Annotated in this window: 13 protein-coding genes; 7 read left to right on the forward strand and 6 right to left on the reverse strand. The window is 65.8% G+C overall.

The genetic code is table 11. The features are described 5' to 3' along the window. Window positions 1–61: 61 nt before the first annotated feature. A complete protein-coding gene (gene atzD / locus ACVIN2_RS26845; protein WP_456767867.1) occupies window positions 62–1174 on the reverse strand; it encodes a cyanuric acid amidohydrolase in 1113 nt (370 codons plus the stop codon). A 300-nt stretch (window positions 1175–1474) separates the two neighbouring features. Between atzD and ACVIN2_RS26850 the strand changes: the two genes are divergently transcribed. The 4 genes from ACVIN2_RS26850 (at window position 1475) to ACVIN2_RS26865 (ending at window position 6428) form a co-directional block, all read left to right on the forward strand. Then, window positions 1475–3814 (forward strand): Tex family protein, encoded by a 2340-nt coding sequence (locus tag ACVIN2_RS26850; RefSeq protein ID WP_456767868.1) that lies wholly within the window; start codon window positions 1475–1477, stop codon window positions 3812–3814. 314 nt (window positions 3815–4128) lie between these two features. Further along, window positions 4129–4578 (forward strand): hypothetical protein, encoded by a 450-nt coding sequence (locus tag ACVIN2_RS26855; RefSeq protein WP_247358050.1) that lies wholly within the window; start codon window positions 4129–4131, stop codon window positions 4576–4578. A 97-nt stretch (window positions 4579–4675) separates the two neighbouring features. Beyond that, window positions 4676–5368: a response regulator transcription factor gene (locus tag ACVIN2_RS26860; protein WP_456767869.1), complete on the forward strand. Its 693-nt coding sequence runs from the start codon at window positions 4676–4678 to the stop codon at window positions 5366–5368. After that, window positions 5355–6428, forward strand: coding sequence for a sensor histidine kinase (locus ACVIN2_RS26865; protein WP_456767870.1), 1074 nt, complete (start codon window positions 5355–5357; stop codon window positions 6426–6428). Before ACVIN2_RS26860 ends, ACVIN2_RS26865 begins: the two co-directional genes overlap by 14 nt. Here ACVIN2_RS26865 and ACVIN2_RS26870 read toward each other — a convergent pair. Together ACVIN2_RS26870 and ACVIN2_RS26875 are read right to left on the reverse strand one after the other, a co-directional pair. Next, window positions 6425–6796: a response regulator transcription factor gene (locus ACVIN2_RS26870; protein ID WP_106945913.1), complete on the reverse strand. Its 372-nt coding sequence runs from the start codon at window positions 6794–6796 to the stop codon at window positions 6425–6427. The genes ACVIN2_RS26865 and ACVIN2_RS26870 overlap by 4 nt on opposite strands. Then, complete coding sequence (locus ACVIN2_RS26875; RefSeq protein ID WP_456767871.1) at window positions 6793–7659, reverse strand: S1C family serine protease; 867 nt, start codon at window positions 7657–7659, stop codon at window positions 6793–6795. Before ACVIN2_RS26875 ends, ACVIN2_RS26870 begins: the two co-directional genes overlap by 4 nt. A gap of 199 nt (window positions 7660–7858) precedes the next feature. Between ACVIN2_RS26875 and ACVIN2_RS26880 the strand changes: the two genes are divergently transcribed. The 3 genes from ACVIN2_RS26880 to ACVIN2_RS26890 all read left to right on the forward strand — a co-directional run bounded on the left by ACVIN2_RS26880 (window position 7859) and on the right by ACVIN2_RS26890 (window position 12232). Beyond that, a complete protein-coding gene (locus ACVIN2_RS26880; RefSeq protein ID WP_456767872.1) occupies window positions 7859–8824 on the forward strand; it encodes a VOC family protein in 966 nt (321 codons plus the stop codon). Window positions 8825–8888: 64 nt separating this feature from the next. Beyond that, on the forward strand, window positions 8889–9764 hold the full coding sequence (locus ACVIN2_RS26885) for a dihydrodipicolinate synthase family protein (RefSeq protein ID WP_456767873.1): 876 nt from the start codon (window positions 8889–8891) through the stop codon (window positions 9762–9764). Between the two features lie 143 nt (window positions 9765–9907). Continuing rightward, window positions 9908–12232 carry a xanthine dehydrogenase family protein molybdopterin-binding subunit gene (locus ACVIN2_RS26890; protein WP_456767874.1) on the forward strand — a complete coding sequence of 775 codons (2325 nt, stop codon included), beginning with the start codon at window positions 9908–9910 and terminating at the stop codon, window positions 12230–12232. A gap of 184 nt (window positions 12233–12416) precedes the next feature. On the opposite strand, the gene ACVIN2_RS26895 is transcribed toward ACVIN2_RS26890, so the two are convergent. Genes ACVIN2_RS26895 through ACVIN2_RS26905 form a run of 3 tightly spaced genes read right to left on the reverse strand, consistent with a single transcriptional unit; the run spans window position 12417 to window position 15637 of the window. Beyond that, window positions 12417–13613, reverse strand: coding sequence for an acyl-CoA dehydrogenase family protein (locus tag ACVIN2_RS26895; RefSeq protein WP_456767875.1), 1197 nt, complete (start codon window positions 13611–13613; stop codon window positions 12417–12419). 15 nt (window positions 13614–13628) lie between these two features. Next, window positions 13629–14777 carry an acyl-CoA dehydrogenase family protein gene (locus ACVIN2_RS26900; protein WP_456767876.1) on the reverse strand — a complete coding sequence of 383 codons (1149 nt, stop codon included), beginning with the start codon at window positions 14775–14777 and terminating at the stop codon, window positions 13629–13631. A gap of 5 nt (window positions 14778–14782) precedes the next feature. Further along, window positions 14783–15637 carry an enoyl-CoA hydratase gene (locus tag ACVIN2_RS26905; protein WP_456767877.1) on the reverse strand — a complete coding sequence of 285 codons (855 nt, stop codon included), beginning with the start codon at window positions 15635–15637 and terminating at the stop codon, window positions 14783–14785. Between the last annotated feature and the right edge of the window lie 51 nt (window positions 15638–15688).

Here is a 15688-nt window from a genome sequence, read left to right on the forward strand (position 1 = left end):
GCGGCGCGAAGGGCAGGGTTGCGCCGGATGGAGAGGTAATCCTCCATTGCATGCGCGCGCATCAATTCGAGAGCTTTGCGATCACCGCGACCGGCCCGCCGCCGGCGGGGCCCTGGTGCTCGGCGCCGCCGGAGACGTAGACCGCACCGGTGCCGGCAAGGCCGGCAATCAGTCCGCCCACGGCAGCCCGGGCGTGCCGTGTCGAGCTGATATCGGTATCTTCCAGCATGGTGTGGCGGAAGCCGCGCACGGTGCCATCAGGCGAGGCCTCGGCCTTCGCGAAGACGTTGACGAGCTCGCGGCCGGTCGTCGTCTGCGGCGCGGCACGGAGCCCAACGCTCTCCAGCACCGCAAGCACCGCGGCGGCGTCGATCGCATCGCTCATCACGGCATGCCCGATCTCGTATTCGCTCGTCGAGGACATCGAATTGCCGAGCACGATGACGACGTTGTGCATCAGCTCGATTCCGGACGAGGTCGAGGCGACGTTCGAGAACAGATCGTAGCGCCGCAGCACGTCGTCGTCTCGCATGTCGATTGCGATCTCGCCGAGCGCGACCGCAACCCCGAGCGCGGAGGCGCCGCGCGAATAGGCCATCGAGCTGTAGGCGCTAATCGTCACCGTCTTATGGCCGCGCGCATTCGCCGCCGCGACGCGCTCGCTGGTGAGCAGCGGGCACTTGATCTGCACGAAGTGGACGTCGGCGGGATCGGTGATGCCGGCATCCGCCATCGCGGCCTTAACGGCGTCGGCTGTCTCCGTGATCTGAGCGGAGCGCCCGAGCTCTTCAGGGAGAAAATCCCGTGTGTGTGCCATGCCGATACTCAGCCGCTTGCCGGAGATGCCTGCCGGGCGCTGCGGGACCTCCCTGCGCGTGAACACGGTGATGTGCGGGCTGAGCACGCCCTCGGTGCCGCCGGACATCACGAAGGCGATGCGCTGCTCGACCTCCTGCGGCGACATGCCGAGCTGCGGCGCCAGCGCCGTGCACAGCGCGGCAACGGCATATTCCCGGGTAAAGTCGTTGACGCCGCCATTGCCTTCGGTCTTGCCGAGGATCGCCAGGATGGATGCCGGATCGATCGCGCCGGAGGCGATCATGCTGATCAATCCGGAGACGTCGCCGGGGCCCTTGGTGGCGATCCTGAAGACGCCGACCGATGTCGTCCGCATTTTAGTCCTCACATGGGGTTCAGGAGCCCGGCCGACAAAACAGCCGTCGAACCGGGGCTGCTGTCAAGGTGTCGAGGCAATCCCCACCGTCGTCCTGGCGTTCGCCAGGACGACGGCGGAGTATGTGCGTCGCCTGCGTCGCACCCACGATTGTGGCGAGATCGCATCGCTTCGGCAAAAAATCCCCTGTCGACGGTCGTTCGCCGCACCTTGATGAATCAACCCCGATTGGTCCATAAGCGGCGTCCCGCAGCCGGTGGTTCGCCTCCGCGATGCGTGCTTGGATAGAGGGGTTCTCGCGTGGCAAATATCAACCAGAAAATTGCGCAGGAGCTTGGGGTTCGGGCGGAGCAGGTCGAGGCGACAGTGGCGCTGCTCGACGGCGGCGCCACGGTTCCCTTCATCGCCCGCTACCGCAAGGAAGCAACCGGTGCGCTCGACGACGCGCAATTGCGCACGCTGGAGGAGCGCCTGGGCTACCTGCGGGAGCTCGAGGACCGCCGCAAGGCCATCCTCGAATCGGTCCGTGAGCAGGGCAAGCTCGATGCCGCGCTGGAAGCCTCCATTCTCGCCGCCGACAGCAAGGCGCGCCTCGAAGACATCTATCTTCCGTTCAAGCCGAAGCGCCGCACCAAGGCCGAGATCGCCAAGGAAGCCGGCCTGGAGCCGCTCGCCAATCAGCTCATGGCCGAGCCCACCAACGATCCGAAGGTCGTCGCCGAAGCCTTCGTCAATGCAGAGAAGGGCGTTGCCGATGCCGCTGCGGCACTCGACGGCGCCCGCGCCATCCTGGTCGAGCGTTTCGACGAAGACGCCGATTTGATCGGCGCGCTTCGCGAGGAGGTGTGGACCAATGCGCGCATGGCATCCAAGGTACGCGACGGCAAGAAGACCGAGGGCGAAAAGTTTGCCGACTATTTCGAGTTCTCCGAGCCGCTGACGAAACTGCCCTCGCACCGCATCCTCGCGATGTTCCGCGGCGAGAAGGAAGAGATCCTCGACCTCCAGATCCAGGCCGAGACCGAAGCATCGCCGCCGGGCGTGCCGAGCGTCTATGAGCTGAAGATCATGAAGCGGTTCGGCATCGCCGACCTCAAGCGCGCCGGCGACCGCTGGATGATCGACACCGTGCGCTGGGCCTGGCGCACCAAGATCCAGGTGCATCTCAACATCGATCTGCGCATGCGGCTGTGGAATGCGGCCGAGACCGAGGCCGTGCGCGTGTTCGCGTCCAATTTGCGCGACTTGCTGCTGGCCGCGCCGGCCGGCACCCGCGTCACCATGGGCCTCGATCCCGGTTTCCGCACCGGCGTCAAGGTCGCCGTCACCGACGCGACCGGCAAGGTGGTGGATACCGCCGTGATCTATCCGCACGAGCCGCAGCGGCAGTGGAACGAGGCGCTTGCGATCCTCGGCAAGCTCGCGCTGAAACATCGCGTCGAGCTGATCGCGATCGGCAACGGCACCGCCTCGCGCGAGACCGACAAGCTAGCGGCCGACCTCGTCAAGGGCCTGCCCGACTTGAAGATGATCAAGATCGTGGTGTCGGAAGCCGGCGCGTCGGTTTATTCGGCCTCGGCTTTTGCCTCGGAGGAATTGCCCGGACTCGACGTCACCCTGCGCGGCGCGGTCTCGATCGCGCGGCGGCTCCAGGATCCGCTCGCGGAGCTCGTCAAGATCGAACCCAAGGCGATCGGCGTCGGCCAGTATCAGCACGACCTTGGCCAGGCCAAGCTCGCCAAATCACTCGACGCCGTGGTCGAAGACTGCGTGAACGCCGTCGGCGTCGACGTCAACACCGCGTCCGCACCACTGCTCGCGCGCGTGTCGGGCGTCGGTTCCGGCCTTGCGTCGAGCATCGTGGCACACCGCGATGCCAACGGGCCGTTCAAATCGCGCAAGGCGCTGAAGGACGTGCCGCGGCTCGGCCCCAAGGCGTTCGAGCAGTGCGCGGGCTTCCTGCGCATCCTCGGCGGGGAGGACCCGCTCGACGCCTCCGGCGTGCATCCGGAAGCCTATCCGGTGGTGCGCCGGATTCTCAGCGCCACCAAGAGCGACATCAAGGCGCTGATCGGCAGCAGCGACATCGTTTGCACGCTGAAGCCGAAAGACTTCGTGGACGAGACGTTTGGTCTGCCGACCGTCACGGACATCCTGCGCGAGCTCGAGAAGCCCGGCCGCGACCCGCGTCCGGCGTTCAAGGCCGCTGTGTTCATGGACGGCGTCGAGGAGATCAAGCACCTCAAGAAGGGCATGATCCTCGAGGGCACGGTGACCAACGTCGCCGCGTTCGGCGCCTTCGTCGACATCGGCGTGCACCAGGACGGCCTGGTGCACATTTCGGCGATGTCCAGGACCTACATCAAGGATCCGCGCGAGGTGGTGAAGCCCGGCGACATCGTCAAGGTCAAGGTGCTGGACTTCGAGGTCGCGCGCAAGCGCATCTCGCTGACGCTGCGGCTCGACGACGAGGTCGGCGCCAAGAAGGACGCGCCTGGCATGCAGCGGGACAACAGCCCGCGCAACCCGTCCCGCATGACGTCGTCGGCCCCGCGCCAGCAGGAGTCTTCCGGCGGCGGCGGTGCGCTCGCCGAAGCGCTGCGCCGCGCGGCCGAGAAGAACGGCGGCAAGCGGGCGTAGCTTCTAACCTCCCCCCGCTCTTCTGCGGGGAGAGGTCGGAGCGTCTCCGCGTGTTGAGCTACTCGATGTATTAAGAGTTCTATCCGCGTCGTCATTGCGAGCGCAGCGAAGCAATCCAGAATCTTTCCACAGCGGGACTCTGGATTGCTTCGTCGCAAGGGCTCCTCGCAATGACGAGGAGAGAGCGCGGGTCCGTCTCCTTAACTCCCGCGTCAGAATCTGGCGCATTTGTAAGTTGAAGGAGGCCGCGCCTTCTCCTCATCTGAGCCTCCTCGCGCGGCAGAATATTGTCGCGCAGCACGGAGGATGCTTCGATGGACAACAGGCTTCTCAAAGGCCTCACCGCGGTGACGATCGCAGCGGTGATGGCGCTCGCTTCACCGGTGCTCGCCAGAGGTGGCGGTGGTGGCGGACATGGCGGCTTCGGCGGTGGCGGACATTTCGGCGGTGGTGGCCATTTCGGTGGCGGTATGCACGCCGGTGGCTTCGGCGGCATGCATGTGGGCGGCATGGGCGGTGCGCGCTTTGCCCATGTTGGCGGAGCAGGCTTCGGTGGACCGCGCTTTGCGCATGGCGCGATCGGACCACGCTTTGCCGGTGCCGGCTGGCACGGCCACCATGCCTTCCACCACCATCACTTCCGTCGTTTCGCCGTCTTCGGTGCGCCCTATTACTATGCCGGCTACAATGACGGCTGCTGGCGCAGGAGCTTGACGCCCTATGGGTGGCAATGGGTCAATGTGTGCGGAGACAGTTGGTACTAGCATCGCCGTACCGCACCATTGTCGCGATCGTCATCGGACGGTTCCGCTCAGCCCCGGAACGGGATAGTCTGGTGGCGATCGTCGCGCGGAGTTTGTCATGACGGGAGCTCACCGCCGCATTCTGGTCGTCGAGGACGATGCGGAAACCGCAGGCCAGCTCGTCGAGGAGCTGACGATTTCTGGCTACGACGTCGATCTCGCCGCCACGGGGCGCGAAGCCCTCAGCCACGGCGCCGCGCGCGACTATGCCGTGATCGCCATAGACCGCATGCTGCCCGACATCGACGGCATCAGCGTGATGCGCCAGTTGCGCGACGACGGCATCGCCGCGCCGTTCCTGATCATCTCCGCACTCGGCGAGGTCGACGACCGCGTGCGCGGCTTGCGCGCCGGCGGCGACGATTATCTCGTCAAGCCGTTCTCCTTCACCGAATTGCTGGCGCGGCTGGAGGCACTCGGCCGGCGCAGCGACACCGTTGCCAAGGAGACGATCCTGCGGGTCGGCGATCTCGCCATCGACCTGATAGCGCGGAGCGCGAGCCGCCGCGGCCGGAAGATTCCGCTGTTGCCGCGGGAATTCCAGCTGCTCGAATATCTCGTCCGCAACGAGGGCCGCGTCGTCTCGCGTGCGATGCTGCTCCAGCATGTCTGGGATCTGCACTTCGATCCCTCCACCAACATCATCGACGTCTATGTCGGTCGCGTCCGCCGCAAGGTCGATGATGCCCAGGCCTATCCGCTGATCCACACCATCCGCGGCATCGGATATTGTCTCCGTGCTCCTGGCTAAAACGCTCCGCTCCTCGACCTTCCGCCTTGCGCTGATCGCGATCGCGGCGTTCGGGCTGATCGTCGCGGCGATTATGGCCTATGTCTATTTCGGCACGATCGCCTATGTGCAGAACCGTGTCGGCGATGCCGGCGATCACAGCGGTTTCACCGCGATGATCGAGCTCGCAATGGTCGCTGTCGCGGTGCTGATGCTGGTGCTCGCGGGGCTCGCCGCGGTGCTGGTGACGCGCCGCACGGTCGGGCGAATCGAGGAGATCAACGCCACCAGCCGCGCCATCATGATGTCCGGCCTCGACCAGCGCATTCCCTTGCGCGGCAGTCACGACGAGTGGGACCGTGTCGCCGAAAACCTCAACCAGATGCTCGACCGCATCGAGACTTTGATGGGCGAGGTCAAGCAGGTCAGCGACAACGTGGCCCATGATTTGCGCACGCCGCTGACGCGCATGCGCGGCCGGCTGGAAAAGGCCTATCACGCCCCGCGCAACGGCGAGGCCGACGCGGTGCTGATCGGCGACACCATCGCTGATCTCGACGCCGTGCTCGGCATGTTCGCCTCCATCACCCGCATCTCGGAGATCGAGACCCGTGCCCGCCGCAGCGCGTTTCGCACCCTCAATCTCGCCGAAATTGCCGGCGAGGTCGTCGAGCTCTACGATGCCGCCGCCGAACAGGTCGCGACCCGGCTCAGCCTGGGCGGCGACCGCGACGTACCGATTATTGGCGATCGCGACCTTCTGTTCGACGCCGTCGCCAATCTCGTCGATAACGCGATCAAGCACGGCTGCAAGGGCGGGCAGGTGACCGTCACCTGCCGCAGTGCCAACGAGGGGGCAGTGATCGCGATCGTCGACGACGGTCCAGGCATTCCGGCGGATCAGCGCGATCACGTGTTCAAACGCTTCTATCGGCTGGAGCAGAGCCGCTACACCCCGGGTAACGGCCTTGGTTTAAGCCTGGTCGCCGCGGTCGCTCGCCTCCATGGCGCCGGGATTGCCCTGCACGACAACGCGCCGGGCCTGACGGTCCAGCTCAGCTTCCCGCCGCATCCGCCCTAGAGTTCGATCACGCCGCGGCGTGCCGCATGTGCCACCGCATCGGTTCGGCCGGTGGCGTCGAGCTTGTCGAGCAGCGAGCCGACATGGAATTTCACGGTGTGGACGGAAATGCCGAGCTGACGCGCGATCATCTTGTTGGAGCCACCTTCCGCCATCAACGCCAGCACATCGAGCTCGCGCTGTGTCAGCGCGATGTCCTCAGGCATGATGCGCGGATCGCGGGTGACGATCGCCGCTGCGGCCTTCTCGCCGGGTTCGGCGAGGCGGAGCCCGGCGATATTGCCGAGCAGAGCAGCCAGGCGATCGGCGAGGGCGGGATCGTCGATCTCCAAAGCCAGAACGATCTCGGGCGCGATATCCTCGCTCACGCCGCGGGCCTCTCGCCGATCGTGACCTTGAAACTGACCGGTTCGCCGCCGCGGCGCGCCGCGATATCGACCACGGTGCCCACGCTCGCCGGACCCAACGTCCGTGACAGTGCACGCACGCCGGACAGCTTCTGGTCGTTGACCGCGACGATGACGTCGCCCTGGCGGATGCCGGCCGCGGCCGAAGGGCCGGCCTTGTCGACATTCATCACCATCGCGCCGACGCCGTCGTCGAGCCGGACCGGCTGCAGCCCGAGGCCTAGGTATCCGCGTGCGATGCGGCCGCGCGCCTCTAACTGGGCCGCGACCCGCTCGATCGTGGCCGTCGGGATCACCAGCACACGCCTCGGGCCGAGCACGGCCATGCCGAAGGCTTCGCCCGATGCATCGAGCGCGAGGCCGCCCTGCTGGCTGGAGCGCAAGCGGACGTCGAGCTCGATCCGCGCGTCGATGTCGCCGCCGCGCAAGGAGCGCCAGCTCTTGCCGGAGGCCGATACCATTCCGAGCGCGGCGCTCGGGGCATCGCGGTTGGTGGCGACGACGATCGAGAACGCGCCGAGCGGCGGGACAATTGTGGCCAGCTTGACCGGGGTCAGCGCTGTATCGACGCGCAGCAAGGCGATATCCGTCGTATGGTCGCGGCCTGCGATCGTGGCGGCTGCGGTGCTGCCGTCGGGGAGGCCCATCTCGACGTCGCCCTCATCGGCCAGCGCCTCGTCGGCGGTGACGATCAGGCCCGGCTTCCAGACGAAGCCGGTGGCGCGGGAGCGATGCGAATGCACGGCGACGACGGACGGCGCGGCGCGCGCCACCACATCCGCGAGCGCGGACGACAGTGAGGACAGGGGGGTGGGTTCGGTCATGGGAGGCTCCTGTAAAGCTGTCCTCAATCTGGGATGGCGCGGGCGATCGCGTAACTGGCCGCATGGCCAGGAAATGAGCAGGAAAGCTGGTCCGTAAGACCACGGCCGACGAACATGTGATTGGGAGCCGCTCACGGCAACGTGTAGCAATCGAGAAATTGCGCCGCACGGCCCTAAACCTTTCAGCGAGCCCTGACCGATGACCATCGACCTCACCCGCCGCACCCTGCTTCAACTCGCCGGCGCCAGCTCGCTGGCCATGGCGGCGGCGGGCGCGGCGCGCGCCGAGGGCGCACCGCAGGGCGGCGGGCCGACCTATGCCAGCCGCACGCCGATGCGGGTCGGCATGGTGACGCTCCGGGTGAAGAATCTCGACAAGGTCGCTGACTACTATCGCGACGTCATCGGGCTCACCGTGATGGAGCGCTCGGCGAGCGCCGCCAAGCTCGGCACGGGCGGCATCACGCTGCTGGTGCTCGAGGCCCGCCCCGATGCCGCAATCGAGCCGCGCAACGCCGCCGGCCTCTACCACACCGCCTTCCTGATGCCGACCCGCAAGGACCTGGCGCGCTGGCTGGTGGCAGCCGCCTCGCATCGCGTGCCGCTGTCGGGCTTTGCCGATCACCTCGTCAGCGAATCCATCTATCTCGACGATCCCGAAGGCAACGGCATCGAGGTCTATGCCGACCGCGATCCCTCGCAATGGCAGTGGAGCGAGGGCAGCGTGAAGATGGCGGCCGACGAGCTCAACATTCCCGACCTGCTGTCGCTGACCAATACGCGCGTGCCTGATTATGCCAAGGCGCCGGACGATCTGCGCATCGGCCACATGCATCTGCGCGTCGGCGACCTCGCGCAGGCCGAGCGCTTCTACCATGGTGCCATTGGCCTGGACCCGACCCGCAGCCGCAACGGTGCCGCGTTCCTGTCGTCGGGCCGCTACCACCATCACCTCGGCATGAATGTCTGGCAGAGCCAGGGCGCCGGCGAACGCGACGATCAGGCAACAGGGCTCGCCTGGTTTTCGCTGGTGACGGAGAAGCCGGACCTGCTTGCCGCGCAAGACGAGCGCCTGCGCAAGGGCGGCGCGAAAGTCACGGCGCTTGCCAATGGCGTGGAGGCGATCGATCCCTGGGGCACGCGGGTGCGGCTGATCAGGGTTTGATCGCGGGCGCGAGCGTTGGTAAGACCGGTCAGGCGCAAGCCAGTTTCCGGGATTCACAGCTGACATGTCCGATTTTCGCGGCGTCTTTCCCTATCTCGTCTCTCCCGTCGCTGCCGACGGCGTGGTGCGGACGAACGTGCTCGCAAAGCTCTGCGACGATCTGATCGGCGCCGGCGTCCACGGTCTGACCCCGCTCGGCTCGACCGGCGAGTTCGCCTATCTCAACGCCGCCCAACGCACCGCAATCGTGCAGACCACGATCGAGGCGGCGGGGGGACGTGTGCCCGTTGTCGCGGGCGTCGCCTCCACCTCGACGACTGATGCGGTGGCGCAGGCGAAGGCGTATCAGAAGCTCGGCGCCGACGGCATTCTGGCGATCCTGGAAGCGTATTTCCCGCTCGCCGATGCCCAAATCGAAGCCTATTTCCGCGCCATCGCCGATGCCGTGGACATCCCGGTCGTCATCTACACCAATCCGCAATTCCAGCGCTCCGATCTCACCCTCGATGTCATCGCGCGCCTCGCCGAACATCCGCGCATCGGCTACATCAAGGATGCCTCGACCAACACCGGCCGACTGCTCTCGATCATGAACCGCTGTGGCGATGCCTTGCGGGTGTTCTCGGCCTCCGCCCATATCCCGGCCGCCGTGATGCTGATCGGCGGGCTCGGCTGGATGGCGGGCCCGGCCTGCATCATCCCGCGCCAGAGCGTCGCGCTGTACGACCTCTGCAAGGCCGGTCGCTGGGACGAGGCGATGGCGCTCCAGCGCAGGCTGTGGCGCATCAACGAGGCTTTTGCCCGCTTCAACCTGGCGGCCTGCATCAAGGCCGGCCTGGCCTTCCAGGGCTACGACGTTGGCGATCCCGTCCCGCCGCAGGCCGCACTCACCGCCGATGCGCGCAAGATCGTGGAAGCAGCCCTGCGGGAGCTTGGCTAGGCGTCCATAGGACGGCTTCGCTTCCGCTCGCCTATGCCCGGCATGACGAAATCGTCGATATGCCGCCCAAAACCGCGGCTGGCCTCGCATGCCTCGATCCGCTAAAAGGCGGCCGCATTTGAGAGATTAAGGGACCCCACGGAATGAACATTCTTCCCGGCAATTTGCGTTTCGGAGCGGGGCAGCCCGTCAAGCGTTTGGAAGACCAGCGACTGCTCACCGGGAAGGGGCAGTTCATCGACGACAAGCCGGAAGATGGCGCGCTGTGGTTGTACCTGCTGCGCTCGCCGCATGCCCACGCGAAGATCGTCTCGATCGACATCAGCGCGGCGGCTGCGATGCCTGGCGTGACCGCGGTCTACACCGGCGCCGACCTCGTCAAGGACGACATCGGAATCATCCCGACCTTGAGCATCTTCAAGCGCCCCGACGGCAAGCCGATGACGGTGCCGCCACGCCGCCTGCTGGCGCACGAAATCGTACGCTATGCCGGCGAGGCCGTAGCCGCCGTGGTGGCCTCCTCGCGTGCCGACGCGCAAAACGCAGCCGAAGCGATCGTGGTCGAATATGACGTGCAGCCGGCGGTGGTCGATCCCGTCGAGGCGGTCAAGCCCGGCGCGCCATTGGTGTGGCCGGAGGCGCCCGACAACATCGTCGGCGCGATGGCTTACGGCGATGCCGCCAAGGTGGACGAGGCTTTTGCCAAGGCGGCGCATACGGTCGAGCTCGATCTCGTCAGCCAGCGCCTCGTGCCGTCGGCCATGGAGCCGCGCTCGACCATTGCCGAGATCGACAAGACATCCGGCCGCCTACTGCTGCACGTTCAATCGCAGACGCCGGCCTCGACTCGCGACGTGCTGGCCGAGGCCGTGCTGAAGCGTCCGAAGGACAGCGTGCGCGTGCTGGTCGGCGATATCGGCGGCGGCTTTGGCCAGAAGACCAACCTCTATCCCGAGGACGGCATCGTTGCTTACGCCGCGACCAAGCTGAACAGGAAGATCCGCTGGCGCGGCGACCGCACTGACGAATTCGTCGGCGGCACTCACGGCCGCGATCTCACCTCGACCGCTTCCTTCGCGCTCGACGACAAGGGCAAGGTGCTGGCTTATCGCGTCAGCTCGATCGGCTGTACCGGCGCGTATTCGTCGGGTGCCGCGAACATCATTCCGCTGGTGCTGGGGCCGTTCGTCCAGACCGGCGTCTATGATTTGCCGCTGGTGCATTTCGAGGTGAAGTCGGTGATGACCCACACCGCGCCGGTCGGCGCCTATCGCGGTGCGGGCCGCCCGGAGGCCGTGTTCATCGTCGAGCGCCTGTTCGACGCAGCCGCGCGAAAAATCGGCATGGATCCGCGCGCGATCCGGAAAGCCAACTACATCAAGCCGGGGCAACTGCCTTACACCAACGCTGCGGGGCAGGTTTACGATTCCGGCGCCTTCGCGCACATGCTCGATCGCGCTGTGAAGCTTGCGGATTGGGACGGCTTTGCCGCGCGCAAGAAGGCGGCGAAGAAGAAGGGCCTGCTCTACGGCCGCGGGCTCACTTCCTATATAGAATGGACCGGCGGCCGTGCCCACACCGAAAAGGTCAGCCTGCACGCGACGTCGGAAGGCCGCGTCATGCTGCATTCCGGCACCATGGCGATGGGGCAGGGGCTGCAGACCACTTACACCCAGATGATCTCCGACACGCTCGGCATTGCCATGGACAAGATCGACGTGGTCCAGGGCGACACTGATCTGGCGACGGGCTTTGGCAGCGTCGGCTCGCGTTCGCTGTTCGTCGGCGGCACGGCGGTCGCGGTCTCCTCCAACGATCTGATCCAGAAGGCGCGCGAGAAGGCGGCGAACGTGCTGGAGACCTCGATCGAGGACATCGAATACCAGGGCGGCATGCTCACCGTGGTCGGCACCGACCGCCGCATCAGCCTGTTCGATATTGCAGAGAAGGAGAGCGGCGCAAAACTTAGCGTCGATTCCGAAGGCGAGGTGGATGGTCCGAGCTGGCCGAACGGCACGCATATCTGCGAGGTCGAGATCGATCCGGAGACCGGCGTCTCCAAGGTCGTGCGCTACACCACCGTCGACGACGTCGGTGTCGCCGTGAACCCGATGCTGGTCACCGGCCAGATCCATGGCGGCGTGGCGCAGGGTATCGGCCAGGCGCTGTATGAGGGCGTGACCTATGATGCCGACGGCCAGTTGCTCACCGCGAGCTACCAGGACTATTGCATCCCGCGCGCCGACGACGTTCCGCCGATCGTGGTGACGCTGGATGATTCAGCGCCCTGCCGCACCAATCCGCTCGGCGCCAAGGGCTGCGGCGAATCCGGCGCCATCGGCGGTCCGCCTTGCGTCACCAACGGCGTGATGGATGCGCTCGCCGAGCTCGGCATCACCCAGCTGAATACGCCGCTAACGCCGCAGAAGATCTGGCAGGCGATCAAGGACGCGAAGGTGGGCGGTTAGCGGCCATTGTCGTGCTGGCTGTCGCCACAAATCCAACTCGTCGTCCCGGCGAAGGCCGGGACCCTAGCCACCGAGTCTAATTTGGCGACGGCTGGTGGTTAACAGCTACGCACGCCAACTTCGTCTCGGCGTATGGGTCCCGGCCTTCGCCGGGACGACACCGAATGTGGTGCACGAGTATTCCTCAAATCCCCAGCATCATCTTCGCAATAATATCGCGCTGAATCTCCGAGGTACCGCCGAAGATCGTATAGGCGCGGCCGTTGAGATATTCCGGCATCACCGTCAGCATCTCCTCCGGCATCGCCGGCTCGTGGTTGAGCCTGTAAAGTGGACGCATCGGCTCGACCGCGAGGGCGTCATGGCCGATCACGTCGGCGCCGAGCCGGGTCACGGCCTGCCGGATCTCGCTGTTGCGCAGCTTCAGGATCGACGACACCGCACCGGGATTCTGTCCGGTCTGCAGTGCCGACAGCACGCGCAGCTCGGTCATCTCCAGCGCGTCGATGTCGATTTCGACCTCGGAGATGCGCGTTGCGATGTCAGGGCTGTCGATCGCGCGCCCCGTCAGATCCGATTCCGCAAGCTCCGCGACCGCCTTCAACCCTTCGCGCAATTTTGCCGACGCGATGCCGGAGCCGCGCTCGAACTCGAGCAGATACTTGCCGTAGGTCCAGCCCTTGCCTTCCTCGCCGACGCGGTTCGCCACGGGCACGCGCACGTCGTCGAAGAACACCTGGTTGACCTCGTGGTCGCCGCCGATGGTGAGGATCGGGCGCGTCGTGATGCCCGGTGTCTTCATGTCGATCAGGATGAAGCTGATGCCGTCCTGCTGCCGCGGCCCCTCGCTGGTGCGCACCAGCGCGAACATGCGGTTGGCGTGGTGGGCATGGGTGGTCCAGATCTTGGTGCCGTTGATGATGTAGTCGTCGCCGTCGCGCACCGCGCGGGTCTTCAGCGAGGAGAGATCGGAGCCGGAGCCCGGCTCGGAATAGCCCTGGCACCAATAATCCTCGCCGGACAGAATGCGCGGCAGGTAAAAGTTCTTCTGCTCCGCCGAACCGAAGCCGATGATGACGGGGCCGACCATCTTCACGCCCATCACGTTGACATTGGGCACCCCGGCACGCGCGCTCTCAGTCTCGAAGATCCAGCGCTGCGCCGGCGTCCAGTCGGGCCCGCCATGCTCGATCGGCCAGCCCGGCGCGCCCCAGCCGCGGCTGTGCAGCGTGCGCTGCCAGGCCATGCCGATATCGGGGTCGGAGAACACCGACGGCGTCAGCGCGGTCGCGCGCTTCATCTCATCGGTGAGATTTTTGGCAATGAAGCCACGCACCTCGTCCTGGAAGGCGCGCTCTTCGGCATTGAACGACAGATCCATGAGGCTCTCCCAGTGTCAGGCAGGCACGGTGGTGCGGCCAAGCCGGGCGTGGCGGCCATAATGGTGGGCGCTGCCGCCGAACAGCGTATCGAACGCGACCAGCCGCTTGAAATAAGCGCCGACCTCGAGCTCCTCGGTGACGCCCATGCCGCCGTGAAGCTGGATCGACTGCTCGCCGACGAAACGTGCGGATCTGCCGATCTTCGCCTTCGCGCCCGACGCCGCCCGCGCGCGCTCGACCGGATCAGCGTCGACCTTCAGCGCGGCGCGCAACGCCATCGAGCGTGCTTCGTCGACCTGCACCGCCATGTCGGCGAGGCGGTGGCGGATCACCTGGTTGGCCGACAGCGGCCGGCCGAATTGCTTTCGGATCTTTGTGTACTCAAGCGTGGTGTCCAGCAGCACCTGCATGATGCCGACGGCCTCGGCGCCGAGTGCAGCCATGGCGCGGTCAACGGCCCATTCGATGGCCGGCAGTGCGTCATGCCCATTGCCGAGCAAGGCATCCTCCGGCAGTTGCGCATCCGACAACTCGATGTTGCAGGCGCGCCCGCCGCCGAGCCGCTCGTAGTCGGAGATCGCAACACTCGGAGTCGTCGCGGGCACCAGGAACAGGCCGATCCGCGCCGATGGCCCCTGATGATCATGGATATGCGCGGAGACGATGATCTCGTCGGCGGCATGGCCGTCGAGCACGGCAATCTTGCTGCCGGCAAGGCGCCAGCCTTGCGCCGTCTTGTTCGCAGTCGTTGCGACCTTGGCAAGATCGAACCGCGCCGCGCGCTCGGAATGCGCGAACGCGAGCTTCAACGATCCATCCGCGATCTTCGGCAGGATTGCCTGCTTCTGCGCCGTGCTGCCGCATCGCTCGATCAATGCAGCGCCAAGCACGATTGTTGCAATATACGGCTCCGACACCAGCCCGCGGCCGAAGGCTTCCATCAAAATGCCGATCTCGACCGCGCTGCCGCCGAGCCCGCCAAACTCTTCCGCGATCGGCAATGCCAGCCAACCGAGCTCGGCAAATTGCGTCCACACAGCCGGACTGAAGCCGAGCGGATCGTTCGCCATCTTGCGGCGGTGAGCGGCATTGTAGCTTTCGGCCACGAAGCGCTCCGCGCTTTCGCGCAGCAGCCGTTGCTCGTCGCTGAGATTGAGATCCATCCTGTCTACTCCGCGGCCGCCGGCGGCTTGCGCACGGAGGGGTGCAGGCCGGATGGATCGACCACCATGCCGAATTCCTGAAGATTATGTGCGTGACAGAGCTGATGCAGCGCAAAGGCCTGGTCGATTGCGGCCGGTTGGCCCATCACGTCAACCGAACGATTCACGGCTTCCTTGGTCAGCTTCAGCGCAAAAGACGGCTTTGATGCGATCCGGCGTGCCAGCTCCAGCACCTGCGATGAGAGCGCCGCGCGCGGCACGACCTTGTTGACCATGCCGAGCTGGTGCGCCTCCTGTGCGCTCCAGCTGTCTGCCGTGAACAGAAATTCCTTGGCCTTGCGCGGGCCGAGCTCCCAGGGATGCACGAACCATTCGACGCCGCAGACACCCATGGTGACCACGGGATCGCAGAACTGCGCATCGTCACTCGCGATGATGAGATCGCAGGCCCAGGCCAGCATCAGGCCGCCGGCGATGCACTTGCCGTGAACCTCCGCAATGGTCGGCTTGGCGAGGTTGCGCCAGCGCCGCGTGATCTGGAGATAGATCTCCTGTTCGCGCGCAAAGCGGCCATGAGCGTTTGGTTCGGCGAAGCCGCCCCAATTTCCGATCGGCGGAAAATCCACGCCCGCTTCATTCTTGCTGCCGGGTCGCAAATCATGGCCTGAGGAGAAGTGCGGACCATTGCCGGCCAAAATGATCACCTTGACCGCGTCGTCCTGCACCGCCTGATCGAAGGCGGCGTTGAGATCGTAGGTCATTTGCAGGTTCTGCGCGTTGCGCGCGTCGGGCCGGTTCATCACGATCCGGGCAATCGCCGGCTCCGGCCTCTCCACGAGGATGGTCTCGAACGAGCTCATCGCGTTCCCCTGGCGTTCCCGACTTGGCATTATTGTTCCCTCAAGTTGACT

The organism is Bradyrhizobium sp. USDA 3650 (assembly GCF_054057395.1).

What these genes read in the sequence shown, in the direction of transcription:
- atzD (WP_456767867.1), bottom strand. Translation starts at nt 1,174, where the DNA reads ATGCGGACGACATCGGTCGGCGTCTTCAGGATCGCCACCAAGGGCCCC.
- ACVIN2_RS26855 (WP_247358050.1), top strand. Translation starts at nt 4,129, where the DNA reads ATGGACAACAGGCTTCTCAAAGGCCTCACCGCGGTGACGATCGCAGCG.
- ACVIN2_RS26860 (WP_456767869.1), top strand. Translation starts at nt 4,676, where the DNA reads ATGACGGGAGCTCACCGCCGCATTCTGGTCGTCGAGGACGATGCGGAA.
- ACVIN2_RS26875 (WP_456767871.1), bottom strand. Translation starts at nt 7,659, where the DNA reads ATGACCGAACCCACCCCCCTGTCCTCACTGTCGTCCGCGCTCGCGGAT.
- ACVIN2_RS26880 (WP_456767872.1), top strand. Translation starts at nt 7,859, where the DNA reads ATGACCATCGACCTCACCCGCCGCACCCTGCTTCAACTCGCCGGCGCC.
- ACVIN2_RS26885 (WP_456767873.1), top strand. Translation starts at nt 8,889, where the DNA reads ATGTCCGATTTTCGCGGCGTCTTTCCCTATCTCGTCTCTCCCGTCGCT.
- ACVIN2_RS26890 (WP_456767874.1), top strand. Translation starts at nt 9,908, where the DNA reads ATGAACATTCTTCCCGGCAATTTGCGTTTCGGAGCGGGGCAGCCCGTC.
- ACVIN2_RS26895 (WP_456767875.1), bottom strand. Translation starts at nt 13,613, where the DNA reads ATGGATCTGTCGTTCAATGCCGAAGAGCGCGCCTTCCAGGACGAGGTG.
- ACVIN2_RS26900 (WP_456767876.1), bottom strand. Translation starts at nt 14,777, where the DNA reads ATGGATCTCAATCTCAGCGACGAGCAACGGCTGCTGCGCGAAAGCGCG.
- ACVIN2_RS26905 (WP_456767877.1), bottom strand. Translation starts at nt 15,637, where the DNA reads ATGAGCTCGTTCGAGACCATCCTCGTGGAGAGGCCGGAGCCGGCGATT.